Below are 17,652 nucleotides of genomic sequence, written 5' to 3' on the forward strand. Positions count from 1 at the left end.
TAAGAAAAAATCCGATCACCAGTCTGCATAAGGCACCAGCGGTTCCGGTGGTAAGTCCATATCACCCTGCCAGCCCGCGGCAGAATACCGAACGTAGAGCAGCGCATGGCTCGGGGTATAGTCTTTTGCTTCCTGAATATCGACGCCCAGTCCGACAAACCAGTTGGACGTCACGCGGCGTTCAACAATCGCCCTTGCGGTATAACCCGTGCCTGACGAGCTACTTCCGGTTTCCATTACACCTTTATCGGTATAACGGCCTGGCTCATTGTCCGGGATCAGTCCCTGTAACGGATAACGCATCACATCTTTTGTTTTTGAATGGGACCATGAGACGGAGCCGCCCAGCTCCCATGACCAGTTCTCTGTGCGTTTACGCCAGTTCACCGGTAAGGCGAACGACACATACTCCTGGGGACTGTAGTAACCGCCCTGGCCCAGCGAATAGCCACTTAAATCCTTATCGTAATGCCAGAGCATGTTGGACACGCCCACCGTCAGGCGTTCGTTGTTCTGATTGATGAGCTTGTAGTAATAGCCGGTCATCCAGCGGACGCGCCAGTTATCTTCGACATTCTTCCCGGTGAGGCTGTCGGCACTCAGGCTTGACCAGATCCCGTTAGCTTCGCCTTTGTCGTAGCTCATGCTCACGCCGCCACCGGTGGCACGCACGCCGCCCCAGGTGGTGTCGGTATTGGGATCTTTTTGCCCGGCGAAGGCCAGCACCGAGCTGGAAATCGGACGGCGATGGGCGTTCAGGGTGTAGCCAATCGGCCCTAAATCGTTGCTATAGCTCAGGCTGCCCACCACATCGACCACGTCGAAGCCCATCGGCGTTGTACCGATATCCCACGCCCAGGTTTTGTTCTGCCAGCCGACGGCCACGCTGGCGCCGTTGGCCGACTGGTTTGTGCTACCGCGACATGGCGTTTCGGCGCAGGTACCCCATGTCGGATCGTAGGTTCCGTTATCGGTGGCAAAGGAACCGGCGTTCATATTGACCAGATCGCTACGGAAGAACATACGTCCATCCGACAGCGGCGCATCAACCTGGAGCATGGTGGTGTGCGCTTTCAGGTCGGAATAGCCCCCCGTGCCGCTGGACCCCCAGTAGTCGTGTTGCAGCGTGACGTTCAGATCCTGCTGACGATAAAGATCGCCTGCATCGCTGCGCACGCCGCGCTTCAGCCAGTCATCTTTCTCATCGTTACGCGTGAGCCGCGTAAAGCTGTCGTTATCGGTCGGACGGGTCGTTGTGATGCCCGATGAGACCATCGCATCTTTCCAGGTGTCCAGCGCCTGCTGAGGCTGACCATTTTGTGCCTGGAAACGGGCGGCATCGCGCATCACCAGCGCACTTTCCAACGAAGGCGGCTGCGATTTGGCCTGCGGAAGAATGGCGTTGAAGGTCTTTTCTGCCGCGGCATGATCACCCAGGCCAGCCTGCGCCATGGCAAGCCGGCGCTGCATATTGATGGAGAGCGGTTCGCCGTTCTGTGCCGCGGGCAGTTTCGCCAGCGCCGTGCGCGCCGCGTCCTTGTTGTCCTGGGCAAGATAGACCTCGGTCAGGCCGAGGATCGCGTCTTCGTTCTGCGGTTCGCGTTGCAGGACGGTGTTGTAGGCGGTTTTCGCGGCCTTATGATCGCCACGCTGTTCAGCCCAGTCCGCCAGCGTCAGGTCGATACGGGTGGACGGAGGCTGCTGGCGAAGCAACGTTTCCGCCTCCTGCTCTTTTCCACTGTCGCGCAGGCGGTTGGCGGTTTCCAGCACCTGGTTACTTTGCAGGCGGTCCGCCAGCGCCTGAATGTTGCCGTTCCACTTGTCGCGCGGCAGCGTGTTCAGATGCGCCAGCGCCGCCCGGTCCTGATCGTTACCGGACAGGTACAGCCCGCTGGCGTAAACCTGATCCGGATCGCCCGGTTTCTGGCTTGCCAGCTGACGCATCAGGTTATCCGCCTGGCTGCGCTGACCCGCGCTATACAGATCGCGTGACAGTCGGTAGGTGATCCACACGTCGCCCGGGGAAAGCGCAAGGCGTCGGCGCTGAATTTCTGCGGCCTGCGCATATTTCCCCTCGCTTTCCAGCTGTTCGGCCTGGGCTGACAGCTGCTCGTTCGTCAGGCTACGTTCAATATCATCAATGCTGCGGCGCTGGCTGGCAGAGAGCGACTGAATAAACTGCGTCGCCTTCTCCGGAGACTGCGCACGATAAATATTGGCGAGACCGCGCACCGCGTTGCTGTTGCCGCTGTCCATCCGCAACGCCTGGCGGTAATAGCGCTCGGCCGCGTCGTTATCTTTGCGCGCCGCCGCCGCATCACCGAGGCCCAGAACCGCGTAGCTGTCGGTATTGTCGATATTGCGCGCCTGCTGGTAATAGCGTTCGGCCTGGGCCGTATTGTTGGCTTTCAGGGCGTTATCCCCCTGCTGGATCAGCAGCCAGTATCGGTTGACCTTCAGCAGGCTCTCCCATTTGCCCCGGTTATCGCTCTGCGGATCGAGGGCGATCGCCTTTTCAAACTGCGCAACCGCACGCGCGCGATCGCCTTTCTGAGAATAGGCCTGCCCCAGCGCGCCTACGGCTTCACTGTCGGCGTGGTTGGCGCTGACTGCTTTCTGCAACTCCGTTACCGCTTTACTGCCCTGCCCGGCATCCACTGCGGCTAACCCTTCGGCTTTGGCGCGGAACGCCGGATCGGCGAGCTGTTTTTGCTGCGCTTCAAGCTGGGCGCGCGCCGCCGTCACGTTATCGCCATCGCTGAACACGCTCAGGTATTGTTGCAGCGCGGTAACGCTGGCGCTGCTGGCCGGCTGATCTTTGATCTGCTGGTACCACATGTCCGACGCCTGACTGCGGCCATTATTCGATTTGGCCATCTCCTGTAACACCGCAAACCCTTCATCACGCCGTCCGCTCTGGAACAAAAGCTGTGCCAGCGAGGACTGTAGCGGGACGTTGCCCGGACTGCTGGCGTTTATTTTCTTAAGCTGATTAATGGCCAGGTTGCGGCGGGCTGGCTCTTTCGCCACCACGTTCCAGTACTCCGTCGCGATGTCGCCACTGGGCGGCTTACCGTCAAACAGTTTGTCATACGCGGCAATGGCTTCCTGGGTGTGCCCGGTGGTGGCAAGCAGGCGAGCCTGCTGGAGGGACTGGCGACCATCCGGCGTGGAGAGCAGCATGGTAGTACGGGAGGACTGATAGGCACTGGAATCGGGCGCCATTCCTTTCAGGCGATCCAGCTCTTTTTGCGCGCCCGCCATATCACCCTGTCGTAACAGGTAGCGGAAGCGCGCGGCAATCACGTCCGGGTTGTTGGGGTCGATCAGCTCAAGGCGATAGAGCGACTGGCGCACTAAATCCTCACGCTGGGTGGATTCCCCCAGACGGACCTGTTCCAGCAGCTGTCTCTGCTGCGGGGAGTTGGCGGCCTGGGCCAGGGGCATTAGCGCCAGGCCAAGCGATAAGGTGAGTAGATTCAGTGTGAACGTGCGCATTCCTGGCCCCAGTCCGGTAGTAATTCACCTTGCACGGTGAAACGAAAACGATGCTGATCCCACCCTTGTCCAAAGAGGGTCAGAACGTAGCTGTAATAAGCATTGTTATCGGGAAAACGATCGGCGACGTGCTGGCGTTGCACCGCTTGCGCGTCCCGGTTTTGTAAAAACGGAAGGAGGGAGGCAGAAAACCCTACCGGCCCATTTCCGGTGCGTTTCCCGGTCGCGACGTCCACTTTCTCCGGCGGCAAGCCTTGTTTGATTGTGGTGGTCGCCATGGGCTTGAAACGCGCCAGTAGCCGGGCTTTCTGCGGATCGTTATCGTTCATCATCCCTACCCACAGATAGACGCGAATCGCATCGTAGCTGCCGATCAGGGACGCATCCTGCGACAGCTGCCAGCCGCCCTTTTTCTGGTATTTCACCCAGTTCGGGGAAAATCCTTTAGGCGCGGTCTCCAGCAGCAGACGCAGGTTGGTTTCACGGAGCGTCGTCCACGGCGCGCCAAAACGGGTGAAATAGCTCGCAAGCTGCGGCGGCAGGTAGCTGGGGTTGAAGCGCCAGACACTCTCTTCGGCAAAACCGACTTTACCCGGCAGCAGCATAGAACCCAGCCCCGGCACCTTCACCACTTCCTCACTGGCAATGCGCGTCAACAGCGCCTTACCCGTGCGCGTGTAATCGGGATTTTTCCACAGCCGCCCGGCTTCCAGCAGCGACCAGGCAATCCAGATATCGGCATCAGACGCGGAGTTAGGGTCGATAACCGCCCAGGTTTCGTCGTCCTTTTTCCCCCACAGCCAGGCCGGGAGATGTTGGGTTAAATCTCCCTCGGCAAGGTTATCGCGCGTCCATGCCAGCAGCAGATCGAACGCCTTGCGATCGTTTGCCGCGAGGGCAAAGAACAGTCCGTAGCTTTGCCCTTCGGAGGTGGTGATTTTGCGCGCGTCACTGGGATCAATGACGCGCCCACTTTCGCTCATATAATCCTGCTTGAACGTCTCCCAGGCAGGCCAGCGACAGGCGGCGTGAAGATTCGCCGCCGCCAGCATCAACGCTGCGACTACACACCCGCGAAAGATTTTCATCACCGCTTACTCATGGTCCGGGTTAAGACGACGACGGCTGATGATTCGCAGCAGACGCCACAGTACCCACGCCAGCAGTACAACGCTGAGCGCAGCCAGCACGGCCAGCAGCACCGGGTGGTTAGACAGGGCGTACCACAGGCGTTCGAACCACGGCAGATGACCGACGTAGTAGACATCCCCCACGCGCAGGCTGTTTACCCCCGACTCACGGATCACCGAGACGGAACCGAACATTGCCGCCCGTTTACCGCTGTCGTTCATGGCCGTGTTGAGTAGCTCATACCCGCGCGGGCTGTCCGCCAGCAGGGCGATAACGCTGCGCTGGTCGTTATACGGCGACTGGAAGCCGACAATCGCGGCCATCGGACCCGTTGAGCTTACGGTCGTCCTGATATTGGCCTGACGATCGCCGCTGTCCGGCATGATGCTCGGGAACTCGGTCTGACGCAGCGGCGTGTTAACCCACGACTGAGCCGCCTGCACCAGCAGATCGACGCGCTTCTCGTCTTTCAGCTTGTCCGGAATGTTGCCGATGACCATGATATCGGCATCTTTGTTCTGGATCTGGCTCCCGTCATCCGTCACCGTCACGTTGATCGCCGGCAAGCCGGTTTGCGCCCCGACGGTGCCCATGGTGTCCAGCAGCGTGGTAACCTGGCCTTCGTTGGCCGCTTTTGGCATCACGACAATCGATTCAGAGAGGTCTGCCATGCGGCTGAACGGGAAGCTGGCGTTAGCAAAGGCACGCAGATCCGGCATCGCAATAAAGTGGTAATACTTCGAGAAGTCGATCGTGGAATCATCGCCAATCACCACGTGGTTTTGCACCGGCTGGAAGGTAATACAGTTTTCCACCGATCCACCCGGCATGGGGTTCATATACTGGAAGTTAAACCGCAGCTGGTTCACCGCACCGAGCTTCAGCGCCGGGATCGACACATCGGTTTTGCCATCCAGCAGCCCCTGTAATACAGGCAGACGAAGCATCAACCGGTTTGTCTCCTGGCTGCTGGTCAGGCTGAACGATTGCAGGAACTGGTTGTTGAGGCTGATATCCATGCGCGAGCTGTCTTTGGTCGCCGGCGCGGTGTAACGGTAGTTCAGATTGATATCAATGCCGTTGGTGCGCAGCAGATAGAGATCCGGCGGCAGGTTCAGCGACAGGCTGACAGGAGAAGGTTCAAGCCCGGTTGACTGCAATTGCTCTTCATAGGTTTTCAGTTCGCCAAAGGTGATGGCCCGGTCGGTACGTACCCAGTTCGGCGCATCATAAGGCTTACGTGCCAGCAGCGGTTTCACCTCGTCCACCACAACGCTGTTACCGCGGAACAGGATATTCCCCTGCGCAATGCCTTTCGCCGCCTGCACCAGATCTTTGTCATCACGGCCGAAGATCACCAACAGCTTCACGTACGGATTGTCCGGATGGCTGATCATCTCGATGGTGGGCGCTTTCACCTCCGGATGGTCACGCAGGAAAGCCGGACGTTTGGTGTTGGTGGCAAACACGATCGCGTTTTTGTCCGGCATTTTGTCGTACATGACCGGGAAACTTTGACCACGCCAGCCGGAGCGGGAACCAAACCAGGATGCCACGATAGAGGCCGCCAGCTGTTCGGTCACATCGGGAGAGCCGGCAAAGACCATCGGCAGGTTCAGCGGACGGTTATCACGCGGGTCGAAGAACGGCACCGGGAAGGCGGAGAGATCGTTTTTCAACGCCAGCGGCTGATAGGTCATCTGAAGCGAAGAGTTACGCCCGACATCCAGCCACAGGGTGCTGCTGGCCGGGTTTTCACAGACATCGCGGTAGTGGCCGACAAACTCCAGACGCACGCGGTTAAAGTCGGTGATAAACAGCGGATTAATCGGCACCTGAGCCAGGGTTTTCTTACCCAGTTGCTCTTTGGTGACGGGCAGGACGTCCATCAGCTCGTCATTCAGATAGACCTTAAGCTGGGACTGCACCGGCAGCAGCGACGGCGATGGGGTGTATTCCAGGTTGAGCATCGCTTTCGACACGACTTCATCGCTGCGCATACCGAATTCGATACCGCCATTTGGGTTGATGCCGCGCAGAACCATGCTGCCCGGAGGAGGCGCGATCTGGGCAAACGTCAGCTTAACGTCACGCGACGGCGTATTTTCGGCAACCACCGGCGCACTGGCTCCCGGCACGCCAGGCATGACCTGCCCAACCACCGGGTTGTCGGCGGGCAGCGTATTCCCCGTCGTCGGCTGATTCGGGACGACGTTTTCCGTCTGCCCCGGCGCGGCCGTCACAACCGGATCGGTCGCTTGCGCGACGACAGGCACCGTTGGCGCGGGCGTGGCCGCTGCGTTATCAGGCGCTGCGTTAGCCACTGTTGCAGGGAGCGCACTCATCCCCATTGCCACTGCACATAACCAGGAAAGTTTTGTTTTCATCGCGTTATCATCATTGTTGAGCCATAACCGGGTCCGCCTGCTTCGCTTCATCTCGCTCAGGTCGACGCGGAATGAACGACACGACCCAGGAAACCAGTGAAGTAAGTGACCGGAAAATTAATTTCACCGACGACGGGGCAAATTCTGCAAGGTGACGATAGCCACGGAACCCCAGCTTAAGAATATCCAGCAGGCTTTCCAGAGGCTTATCCTCAGGGAAGCTGTCCTGCCAGAGAGCCCACGTATCCGCGCGGGCAAACGTACACTGCACAAAATCAATGTGTTGCTTTTTGGTCAGCGGCATCAGTTGCAGACCCACTTCATTTCCTCTCACACGCACCACCTGCGTCGGGAAGACATACTCCTGCTGGCCGCGCTTAAGCAGTAGGTTGACCTTCTGCCCCTCCAGCACCTTCGCCTGACCGTTGATCTTGATACCCAGACCGCCATCCGAAAAGTCATGTACGGTACAGGAGAAGAGATGTCCATCGTCGCGGGCAATGGCCGCTGGCATGCTGATTTCGACGCGATGCGCGCGGCGAACCTGTTTGCTCTCCACCGATACCGCCACCGCGCCACCGAGGATAATCAGGTTATAAAACACCCACGCCATACTCACGAAGACCGTCAGAATTTCGTTTTCCGGGCCGTAGAAGTAGCGCCAGATCCCAACAATCACGCCCACAATATTCAGCAGCACCAGGAAGATATAGGGCCGGGAGATCACCCAGTCGACATATTCCTCTTCCACCAGCCCGCCCTTCGCGGTGACGTTGAATTTCCCTTTATGCGGGTTAATCAGCGCCACCATGGTTGGCGGCGCGATGTACCAGGCCAGCACCGTTTCGTAAATTTCACTCCAGAAGGAGTGGCGATATTTCCCCTGAATCTTCGAGTTCGTCAGGCTGGCGTGGATCATGTGCGGCAGAACGAACAAGGCAATCATCAGCGCAGGCGCATAGATGATGTAAGCGTGAAGGAGCAGGAACGCCAGCGGCGCAGTGAGGAAGATAAGCCGTGGAATACCGGACAGGAAGTGGAACATGGCGTTGACGTAGCACAGCCGTTGCGCCAGCTTCAGCCCTTTACCCATCAGCGGGTTATCGAGCCTGAAAATTTGCACCATGCCGCGGGCCCAGCGAATACGCTGGCCGATGTGCGCCGACAGGGATTCCGTGGCCAGCCCCGCCGCCTGAGGAATACGCATGTAGGCGGAGGTATAGCCAAGACGGTGCAGACGCAGCGAGGTGTGCGCATCTTCCGTGACCGTCTCGACGGCGATCCCGCCAATTTCATCCAGCGGTTTCCGGCGGATCACCGCACAGGAGCCGCAGAAAAACGTGGCGTCCCACATGTCGTTCCCGTCCTGCACGAGTCCATAGAACAGCGTGCCCTCGTTCGGGGTTTTACGAAAACGGCCGAGGTTACGTTCAAACGGGTCCGGCGAGAAGAAGTGGTGCGGCGTCTGCATCATCGCCAGCTCTTTCTCCTTCAGGAACCAGCCCATGGTCATTTGCAGGAACGAGCGCGTTGGCACGTGGTCGCAGTCGAAAATAGAGACGAACTCCCCTTTGGCATATTTCAGCGCATTGTTGATGTTACCGGCTTTCGCGTGTTCATGCGTGGTACGGGCGATGTACTCTACCCCCACTTCGTCCGCGAACTGGCGGAACTCGGCGCGGCCACCGTCATCGAGGATCCAGATTTTGATTTTATCCTTCGGCCAGTCGATACCCAGCGCGGCGTAAATGGTGTTTTTTACCACCGACAGTTCTTCGTTGTAGGTCGGCACGAAAAGGTCAACTGTAGGCCACTGGGTCGTGTCTTTTGGCAGCGGCACCGGCTGTCGATTCAGCGGCCAGATAACCTGGAAGTAACCCAGCACCAGCACGATCCAGGCGTAAGTCTCAGCAAACAGCAGCACTAAGCCGCACACCAGGCTGACCGGATCGTCCCAGTTCAGCGTTGAGGTATATCGCCACCAGATGTAGCGGCAGGAAACGGTCAGCGATAGCACAATCAGCATCAGGGCAGAAAAACGCCCTGGTATGCGCCGCACCAGCAGCGCCACGCCCCACAGCAGGATCAGGAAGGTGAACTGCGCCAGCGGGTTGAAGGGCTGGGTAATACAGACCAGCGCAAGAATCAGCGAGAACACCACAACCACGCCGAGAATAAAACGCCGCAAGCCCGGGTGTAGGTGCCCGAGCTCTTTGTGGTTATCTAAATGACCCGTTTTGTCGCCCACCCGGTCAGGTAGCCGGTCAAGCCACTGGTGGTAGTGTTCACGTAAGTTCTGCACACGATCGAAGCTGCGCCAGCGGGATGTTTTTTTCTCTCCACCCGTTGAGGTCGCCAGTAGCCAGATGGACTGAATAGCGTAGCGCGCGGGATCCAGCGGACGCGGCTTGTCCGGGTTGATATGCGGATAGAGTTCACCGTGGCGCGCACGAATAATTTGCCAGCGGGGATGTTCGAGGGGGATGAACATCCACGCCAGAATCATCCAGAAACAACCCAGCGCAGCGCTCAGCGACGAAGCGCCGTGATGACGGTAATGGCGGTAGCGTTCACTTAAGCGCGAACTGACCGGCGGAATGAGCAGCCAGTTAGTCAGGCGGCTCATACTGAACTCCCGGCAGGCTCCGGCCGTTTAGCAAAGTGCAGCAGACACCAGTTTGCCAGCGTCAGGATCTCTTCCGCCGCCAGTGAATCGCTACGGTACTCCCCGAGAGGTTGTTTGGACGCGAGGCACTCCGCCATCGCTTCGTCACGATGGATCACCATCGGCAACAGGCGGCGCTGACTCTGGAGCCAGACCTGGTAGAGATCGTCCTGGATCTGGCTGCCAATGCGCAGATCGTTGATCAGAATATGGGCATTGGCAGGCATCGGCTGCTGATGCAGACGGATATGACAATTCGCATCTACGTTCGCGATGGAGAGCACATGGTCGCACTGCGCCAGCAGCTGGCGGGTCAGCGACGCGGCACCGTGCGGCAGGTCCAGTAGGATCCACTGATAGTGCCCGCTCTCTTTCAGGCTCTGCAATGCGGTGATGAAGCGAGAGAACAGGCGCTGGTACGCGGCTTCATTCCCGCGCTCGGTTTCGGTCAATTGACCAAAGGGAAGCAAATCGAGCTGGGAGGTATAACGCAAACCCGCATCCCGCCAGTCTTTATCGTCCAGAAGCGCGCGTCCCCAGCCGTTTGCATGCGTAAAGTCGACATTGAATGACATGCGCAGCAAATTATCGGAACAGGCATCAATGACCAGTACCGATTCACCTAATACCTGCAATGACCACGCCAGCGCCGCGGTAACGGAAGTTGTACCCACCCCACCACGGACGCCCTGTAATCCTAAATAGCTGCGCCTAATACCGCTACACTTTTGCCTGACCATGTTTTCCTCCGGGGAATGGGCTGGCGGTTTCCATAAAATGGCGGACCTTTTTCAGTAACTGCCACATTGAGCGGCACTGATGATTACGGGTTATCGTGTCATGAAGTGCCTGCCATAGCCGTTCCACATGATTCACCCACGGCGAGTAAACCGGCTGGTAAATTACCCTGAACTTGGGATTTGCTTTCAACCAGCGCTGTGTTTCGCGGCTTTTATGGATAATGTAGTTATCAACGATCAGCGTGATTGTTTTCGCCCGCCGGTAAGTGGCTTTCAGGTGCTTCAGCAGAGCGATAAACAGCGCTGAACTTTTGCTGTTGCCGCCCACGTAGCTGACTTTACCCGTGCCACTGTGCAGTGCGCCGGCCAGATAGTATTTTTCGTTCTGCCCCGGCGTCACTACCCGTTTCTGCTGTCCGCGCAACTGCCAGTCCGCACCGATTTTAGGATTAAGGTGGATATCCACTTCATCTTCATAAAATACCGGATGCTCTGCGCTGCATTCATCCAGCGCTTTGTGGATTACCGCCATCTTTTCATCTTTATGTGGGTCACGGATACGCAGAGTTGGCGCGGCCCTGCGCCATACAAGCCCCGCAGATGGCAACCAGCGGCGAACGGTTCCTGCATGTAACTGGCAACCGGTTATCTCATTGATTTTTATTGCCAGTAATTCGGTGCTCCAGCGTGAACGTTGATAACCAAAATCGCCGGGAGAATGCTTTATCAGCTCACGTAACAGGGTGCAGATATGTTCAAAAGGCCAGCGTCGGGAGCGCCCTGCGGGTAAGGATTTCAGGCCTTCAATACCTGAGTGCGTAAACCAGTTAATCCAGCGACCAACGGATGAACGGGCACAACAGAGAGTTCTGGCAACATCGCTGACCCGTTCACCCCGATGAAGCATCAGCATGGCCGTGAGTCTGCGGGCATGATTTTTATCACGCGTTTTATGAATAGCTTTCTGCATCAGGCGTCGTTCGCCACGGGGTATTGGTACTATGATCGGCATCGCTCAGTCCGGTTGGTGATTTTGGTTGGTTTGGCGATTGATCAGATCGCACAATCCGGGCTGAGTTCCCTTTCAGTGATCTACTATTCCGCGCAGCTATTTAGTACAGCCATCAATGGCTTCCTTATTGTTGTTGGGCAAACTCAGCTAATAACGGCCAACGTTTAATAGCCGCCGCCAACTGTTCACGCTGGGAAATATCGGTGTAATCTATTTCAGGCAAAGAAAAAGCCTGCGTGAGTGCCAAAAAATCGTTCTGGAATGTGTAACCCAGACTTGAGTCGACTGGGGTTGCGGGTTCGTTATTTTGCATTCTTTTTTCATCCCTTTGAGTAAAATCATAAGATTCAGATGCAGCGAGGCGTCCTGCCCATTAAATTTCATTTACATGCTAAATCTGATGTTCTTTAATTTCAATGTTAGGTTTATTTCTACGCTTTCGCTAGTAAACTGAGAGACATAGAAATTCGACGAAAAGAGGGACACCGTGGACTCCATATTTTCTATTGGCATCCAGTCATTATGGGACGAATTGCGCCACATGCCAGTCGGAGGAGTCTGGTGGGTTAATACGGATCGTAATGAAGATGCCATCAGTCTGGTAAACCAGACGATAGCGGCGCAGGGGAAGGATTCCCGCGTGGCCGTCATTACAATGGGCGAAGAGCCGAAGTCAATCATCAGGCTCGACAGTGACCGTGGACCCCAGACAGTACGATTATTTTCCATGCCTGCGGAGGCTGACAGTCTATACTTTTTACCCCACGATATTCAGTGTTCTATTGTTCCTGAACACTATTTACTGATTCTAAAATGCTCTAATGATGGCCTGCAAAATATACCGTCTGAAAAGCTGCTGAAATGGCTGGGAAGAATCAACAGATGGGCAAAAAATCAAAATTGCACCTTATTGGTTGTTAACCCAGGCAGTAATAATGACAAGCTTTTTTCACTTTTAATGAGTGAATACCGTTCTCTCTATGGCCTGGCCAGTATTCGGGTCCAGACCGACAGCCATCTTTACGACGTGGCTTTCTGGTGCAATGAAAAAGGGGTGAGCTCCCGACAACAACTTACACTCAAACAAGTCGGGGATGAGTGGCATCTTGCTCAACAGGAAGAGACGGTAGTTCAGCCACGCAGTGATGAAAAACGTGTTCTGAGCCATATTGCGGTACTGGAAGGTGCGCCTGCACTGTCTGAGCACTGGTCACTGTTCGATACCAATGAAGCCTTATTTGATGAGGCGCGCACCACGCAGGCGGCGACTATTATCTTCTCGTTGATCCAGAATAACCAAATCGAAACGCTGGCAAGGCACATTCACACATTACGTCGCCAGCGCGGCAGCGCGTTAAAAATTGTGGTGCGTGAAAATAATACCAGCCTGCGCGCCACCGATGAGCGCTTATTACTGGGCTGCGGCGCGAATATGGTCATTCCGTGGAATGCTCCCCTGTCGCGCTGTCTGACGCTGATCGAAAGCATCCAGGGCCAGCAGTTTAATCGACATGTTCCGGAAGATATCAGCACCCTGCTTTCAATGACGCAGCCGATGAAACTGCGCGGCTACCAGAAATGGGACACCTTCTGCGATGCGGTGGGCAACATGATGAGCAATACGCTGTTACCGGCAGACGGAAAAGGGGTGATGGTTGCCCTGCGCCCCGTGCCGGGTATTCGCGTTGAGCAGGCGCTCACTCTGTGCCGCCCTAACCGTATCGGGGACATCATGACCATTGGCGATAACCGCCTGGTGCTGTTCCTCTCCTTCTGCCGGGTGAACGATCTGGATACTGCGCTTAACCATATCTTCCCGCTTCCTACCGCGGATATCTTCTCGAACCGTATGGTCTGGTTTGAAGATAACCTGATCGCGGCTGAGCTTGTCCAGATGCGTGCCCTGCCACCTGAAAAGTGGGCCAAACCGTTGCCTGTCACAAGCGGCGCCAAACCGGTTCTGAACGCGAAACATGACGGGCATGTCTGGCGACGGGTACCCGAGCCGCTACGCTTACTGGATGAGAACAAGGAGAGCGCGCCATTATGAATATCAGCGATATCATCCAACTGGTTGTTCTGTGCGCGCTGATTTTTTTGCCGCTTGGCTACTATGCACGCCATTCCCTGCGCCGTATTCGCGATACGGTCAGATTACTGTTCGTCAAACCTCGCTATATTAAACCCGCCGGAACACTGACTCGCGCTCCGAACGTCAAGGCAAACCGAAAACATGACTAATTCTACCTATACCTCTTCGGCGCCCTCGCCACTCTGGCAATACTGGCGCGGCCTGTCCGGCTGGAATTTCTACTTTCTGGTGAAGTTTGGTCTGCTGTGGGCAGGCTATCTTAATTTCCACCCTCTGCTTAACCTGGTGTTTATGGCATTCCTGCTGATGCCAATCCCGAACCTCAGGCTGCACCGTATACGTCACTGGGTCGCTATCCCCATCGGTTTCGCCCTGTTCTGGCATGATACCTGGCTGCCCGGCCCTGAAAGCATCATGAGCCAGGGCTCCCAGGTCGCAGGTTTCAGTGCGGACTATGTGCTCGATCTGGTTGAGCGCTTTATTAACTGGCAGATGATTGGCGCGGTATTTGTCCTGCTGGTCGCCTGGCTGTTCCTGTCTCAGTGGATCCGGGTGACGGTGTTTGTCGTCGCGATTATGATCTGGCTTAACGTCCTGACGCTGACGGGCCCGAGCTTCTCGCTGTGGCCAGCCGGTCAGCCGACAACAACCGTTACCACCACGGGCGGTTCCGCCGCCGCGACCGTTGCGACAGCAGGGGATACGCCTGTGGTTGGGGATATTCCTGCGCAGACTGCACCGCCGACATCCACTAACCTGAACGCGTGGCTCTCCAGTTTTTACGCTGCGGAAGATAAGCGTCAGACGAAATTCCCGGACGCGCTGCCTGCCGATGCTCAGCCGTTTGAGCTGCTGGTCATTAACATCTGTTCTCTGTCCTGGGCTGACGTTGACGCGGCTGGTTTGATGTCGCACCCGCTGTGGTCGCATTTCGATATTCAGTTTAAGGACTTCAACTCGGCCACGTCGTACAGCGGCCCGGCGGCTATCCGCCTGCTGCGCGCCAGCTGCGGACAGCCTTCGCATAAGAACCTCTACCAGCCGGCAGCTAACCAGTGTTATCTGTTTGATAACCTCGCAAAACTGGGCTTTACCCAGCACCTGATGATGGGCCATAACGGTCAGTTCGGTAACTTCCTGAAAGAAGTGCGTGAACAGGGTGGCATGCAGGCCCCGCTGATGGACCAGAAAGGGCTGCCGGTAACGTTGCTGGGCTTTGATGGCTCGCCGGTGTATGACGATACCGCCGTGCTTCAGCGCTGGTTAGATACCGTCGGCAAAGAGGAAGGGACACGTAGTGCGACGTTCTATAACACGCTGCCGCTGCACGACGGGAACCATTATCCCGGCGTGAGTAAAACGGCCGATTATAAGGCCCGTGCTCAGAAGTTCTTTGACGAGCTGAACGCGTTCTTCAACGAGCTGGAAAAATCAGGTCGCAAAGTGATGGTGGTGGTGGTACCAGAACACGGAGGGGCGCTGAAAGGCGACAGGATGCAGGTGTCTGGTCTGCGCGATATCCCAAGCCCGTCCATCACTAACATTCCGGCCGGGATTAAGTTCTTTGGCATGAAGGCGCCGCATCAGGGAGCGCCCATTGAAATCACCCAGCCAAGCAGCTATCTGGCTATCTCGGAACTGGTTGCTCGCGCTGTAGACGGTAAGCTGTTTGTGGAAGATAGCGTGAACTGGGATCAGCTCACCAGCGGGCTGCCGCAGACGGCGGAGGTATCGGAAAACGCCAATGCGGTGGTGATCCAGTATCAGAATAAGCCTTATGTCCGACTGAATGCCGGGGATTGGGTGCCGTATCCGCAGTGATGACCTGCTACACCCTCTCCCCTGTGGGGAGAGGGTTACTCCGCACTTCGTAACGAAATTTCACCGCCCACCCAGGGCTTAATCACGCCATCCTGTTCAAGAAGCAACGCGCCCTGTGCGTCAATGCCGCGTGATGTGCCGTAAATCTCTTTATCCCCAATCAGCAGCTTCACCGGTCGGTTAATAAAGTTATCCAGTTTTTCCCAGCGGGACAGGAATGGCGCTAACCCCTCTTGTTCAAAGAGCGTAAGCGAACTACGCAACTCATTGATCATGCGGACGGCAAGCGTATTGCGATCGATGGTGATCCCCGCTTCCTGCAAGTTGGTCCAGGCCTGGTTCACGACATCGTTCTGCACGTTTCGCATCACCATGTTCAGTCCCGCCCCAATGACGATCTGTGCGGCATCGCCTGTTTTTCCCGTCAGTTCAACCAGGATCCCCGCCAGCTTTCGATCGTTGAGATACAGATCGTTGGGCCATTTTACCCGCACCTGATCGGCACCCAGATCGTGCAGCACCTCTGCCATCACAATGCCGATGACCAGGCTCAGCCCGATGGCCGCAGCTGGCCCCTGTTCAAGCCGCCAGTACATGGAAAGGTAGAGGTTGGCGCCAAATGGTGAGAACCACTTACGCCCCCGGCGGCCACGTCCTGCCTGTTGGTACTCGGCAACGCAGGCATCACCGGATTTCAGCTCGCTCAGGCGATCCAGCAGATACTGGTTCGTCGAATCAATGACCGGCAATACCGCGACGTTACCGTGCCCAATCTGGCTGCGGATGACCTCTTCGTTCAGTAACTGGATCGGTTCCGGCAGGCTGTAGCCTTTTCCCGGCACCGTAAACACATCCACGCCCCAGTCGCGGAGCGTTTGAATATGCTTATTGATCGCAGCACGGCTCATGCCCAGCTGTTCGCCTAGCTGCTCGCCAGAATGAAACTCGCCATCGGCAAGGATACCGATGAGAGTTAACGGAATAGTATTGTCCTTCACGCAATGGTCTCCACGGCATTCACTTCGCCCGTTCGGCCAATAAAGCGAACTTCAGGCTCCAGCCAGACGTTGAATTTTTCGCCCACGCGCTGGCGAACATGATGCGCCAGGTTGACGATATCCTCACTTGTCGCGTTAGACTGGTTGATCAGTACCAGCGCCTGCTGACGATGAACAGCAGCGCCACCAAGAGTCGTACCTTTTAATTCACACTGATCGATAAGCCAGCCTGCGGCCAGCTTCACGCTACCATCCGCCTGAGGATAATGCGGGGCCGTTGGCCAGCCGGCGAGAAACGCTTTTGCATTTTCGCTGCTGATCACCGGGTTTTTGAAGAAACTGCCCGCATTTCCGTTTACTTTCGGGTCCGGGAGCTTGGTCATTCGCATGTGGCAAACGGAATCAAATACCTCACGCGGTGTGACGGTAGCCGGGTCGAGACGGGTCAGATCGCCGTAAGTCAGAACGGGTTTCCAGGCTTTCGCCAGGCGCAGGCCAACGGCCACAATGACGAAACGATCCTGATAGTCGTGCTTGAAAATGCTGTCGCGATAGCCAAAGCGGCACTGCTCTGCGGTCAGGCGCTTCGCCGTTCCGGTCGCGAGTTCGATGCAGTCGACATATTCGCAGACGTGTTTCAGTTCGATGCCGTAGGCACCGATGTTTTGAATAGGAGATGATCCTGCACAGCCCGGGATCAGAGCCAGGTTTTCCAGCCCTGGCATCCCTTTTTCGAGGGTATATTGCACCAGATGGTGCCAGTTCTCGCCAGCACCCACGTGTAAATGCCAGCTGTCAGCGCTCTCTTTACGCTCAATCCCCATGATGCGATTGACGATTACCGTCCCCGCAAAATCATCGAGAAACAGGACATTACTTCCTTCGCCCAGAATAAGTACGGGTTCACCGTTTTCTGTTGCGTTTTGCCATGCATTCAGCAACTGCTGAGCACTCTCGGCACGTACAATTTGATTAGCATTCCGTTGAATACCAAAGGTATTCCAGGGCTTAAGGGAGTGATTCATAGACGCTATCCTGATGCAAAAACCGGGATAGTTTACCGTATATATGGGGGGATAGGTGATTTGTTTATGGAAAGGAAGCAGGTGCAGAAACGCAAAAAGGCCATCCTTCCGGATGGCCTCTTCACTTGTTTGATGCCTGGCAGTTCCCTACTCTCACATGGGGAGACCCCACACTACCATCGGCGCTACGGCGTTTCACTTCTGAGTTCGGCATGGGGTCAGGTGGGACCACCGCGCTAAAGCCGCCAGGCAAATTCTGTTAATCTGTATCAGGCTGAAAATT

Annotated in this window: 12 protein-coding genes and 1 rRNA gene; 3 read left to right on the plus strand and 10 right to left on the minus strand. The window is 56.4% G+C overall.

What is annotated here, in order from left to right; all coding sequences use genetic code 11:
* Positions 1–15 precede the first annotated feature (15 nt).
* From bcsC to bcsR, 7 genes are all read right to left on the minus strand, one after another.
* Complete coding sequence (gene bcsC / locus O1721_RS02495) at positions 16–3,498, minus strand: cellulose synthase complex outer membrane protein BcsC (RefSeq protein WP_032649800.1); 3,483 nt, start codon at positions 3,496–3,498, stop codon at positions 16–18.
* Positions 3,480–4,586, minus strand: a complete 1,107-nt coding sequence (bcsZ, locus tag O1721_RS02500) for a cellulose synthase complex periplasmic endoglucanase BcsZ (RefSeq protein WP_032649803.1) — start codon at positions 4,584–4,586, stop codon at positions 3,480–3,482. Before bcsZ ends, bcsC begins: the two co-directional genes overlap by 19 nt.
* Positions 4,587–4,592: 6 nt before the next feature.
* Complete coding sequence (gene bcsB, locus O1721_RS02505; protein WP_071993128.1) at positions 4,593–7,016, minus strand: cellulose biosynthesis cyclic di-GMP-binding regulatory protein BcsB; 2,424 nt, start codon at positions 7,014–7,016, stop codon at positions 4,593–4,595.
* Positions 7,017–7,026: 10 nt separating this feature from the next.
* A complete protein-coding gene (bcsA, locus tag O1721_RS02510) occupies positions 7,027–9,642 on the minus strand; it encodes a UDP-forming cellulose synthase catalytic subunit (RefSeq protein ID WP_032104374.1) in 2,616 nt (871 codons plus the stop codon).
* Positions 9,639–10,421 (minus strand): cellulose biosynthesis protein BcsQ, encoded by a 783-nt coding sequence (gene bcsQ / locus O1721_RS02515; RefSeq protein ID WP_414666812.1) that lies wholly within the window; start codon positions 10,419–10,421, stop codon positions 9,639–9,641. Before bcsQ ends, bcsA begins: the two co-directional genes overlap by 4 nt.
* On the minus strand, positions 10,402–11,433 hold the full coding sequence (locus tag O1721_RS02520) for an IS630-like element ISEc33 family transposase (RefSeq protein ID WP_001395480.1): 1,032 nt from the start codon (positions 11,431–11,433) through the stop codon (positions 10,402–10,404). The genes bcsQ and O1721_RS02520 overlap by 20 nt, the downstream gene beginning before the upstream one ends.
* Positions 11,434–11,557: 124 nt before the next feature.
* On the minus strand, positions 11,558–11,746 hold the full coding sequence (gene bcsR, locus O1721_RS02525) for a cellulose biosynthesis protein BcsR (RefSeq protein ID WP_003861175.1): 189 nt from the start codon (positions 11,744–11,746) through the stop codon (positions 11,558–11,560).
* Between the two features lie 174 nt (positions 11,747–11,920).
* On the opposite strand from bcsR, the gene bcsE reads away from it, so the two are divergent.
* The 3 genes from bcsE to bcsG are packed head-to-tail and all read left to right on the plus strand — an operon-like array spanning position 11,921 to position 15,346.
* On the plus strand, positions 11,921–13,483 hold the full coding sequence (gene bcsE / locus O1721_RS02530; protein ID WP_032649805.1) for a cellulose biosynthesis c-di-GMP-binding protein BcsE: 1,563 nt from the start codon (positions 11,921–11,923) through the stop codon (positions 13,481–13,483).
* Positions 13,480–13,674 carry a cellulose biosynthesis protein BcsF gene (gene bcsF / locus O1721_RS02535; RefSeq protein ID WP_006808586.1) on the plus strand — a complete coding sequence of 65 codons (195 nt, stop codon included), beginning with the start codon at positions 13,480–13,482 and terminating at the stop codon, positions 13,672–13,674. The genes bcsE and bcsF overlap by 4 nt, the downstream gene beginning before the upstream one ends.
* Entirely contained in the window at positions 13,667–15,346 is a 1,680-nt protein-coding gene (gene bcsG / locus O1721_RS02540; protein WP_032649807.1) for a cellulose biosynthesis protein BcsG, read from the plus strand. Before bcsF ends, bcsG begins: the two co-directional genes overlap by 8 nt.
* A gap of 35 nt (positions 15,347–15,381) precedes the next feature.
* Here the strand turns inward: bcsG and birA are convergent, their stop codons facing one another.
* The 3 genes from birA to rrf form a co-directional block, all read right to left on the minus strand.
* On the minus strand, positions 15,382–16,344 hold the full coding sequence (birA, locus tag O1721_RS02545) for a bifunctional biotin--[acetyl-CoA-carboxylase] ligase/biotin operon repressor BirA (protein WP_017384195.1): 963 nt from the start codon (positions 16,342–16,344) through the stop codon (positions 15,382–15,384).
* Entirely contained in the window at positions 16,341–17,369 is a 1,029-nt protein-coding gene (gene murB, locus O1721_RS02550) for a UDP-N-acetylmuramate dehydrogenase (RefSeq protein WP_032649809.1), read from the minus strand. Before murB ends, birA begins: the two co-directional genes overlap by 4 nt.
* Before the next feature lie 134 nt (positions 17,370–17,503).
* A 5S ribosomal RNA gene (gene rrf, locus O1721_RS02555) occupies positions 17,504–17,619 on the minus strand.
* Positions 17,620–17,652: the final 33 nt, after the last annotated feature.

The sequence above is a fragment of the Enterobacter cloacae complex sp. HYC033_NIDB genome, from assembly GCF_056673335.1.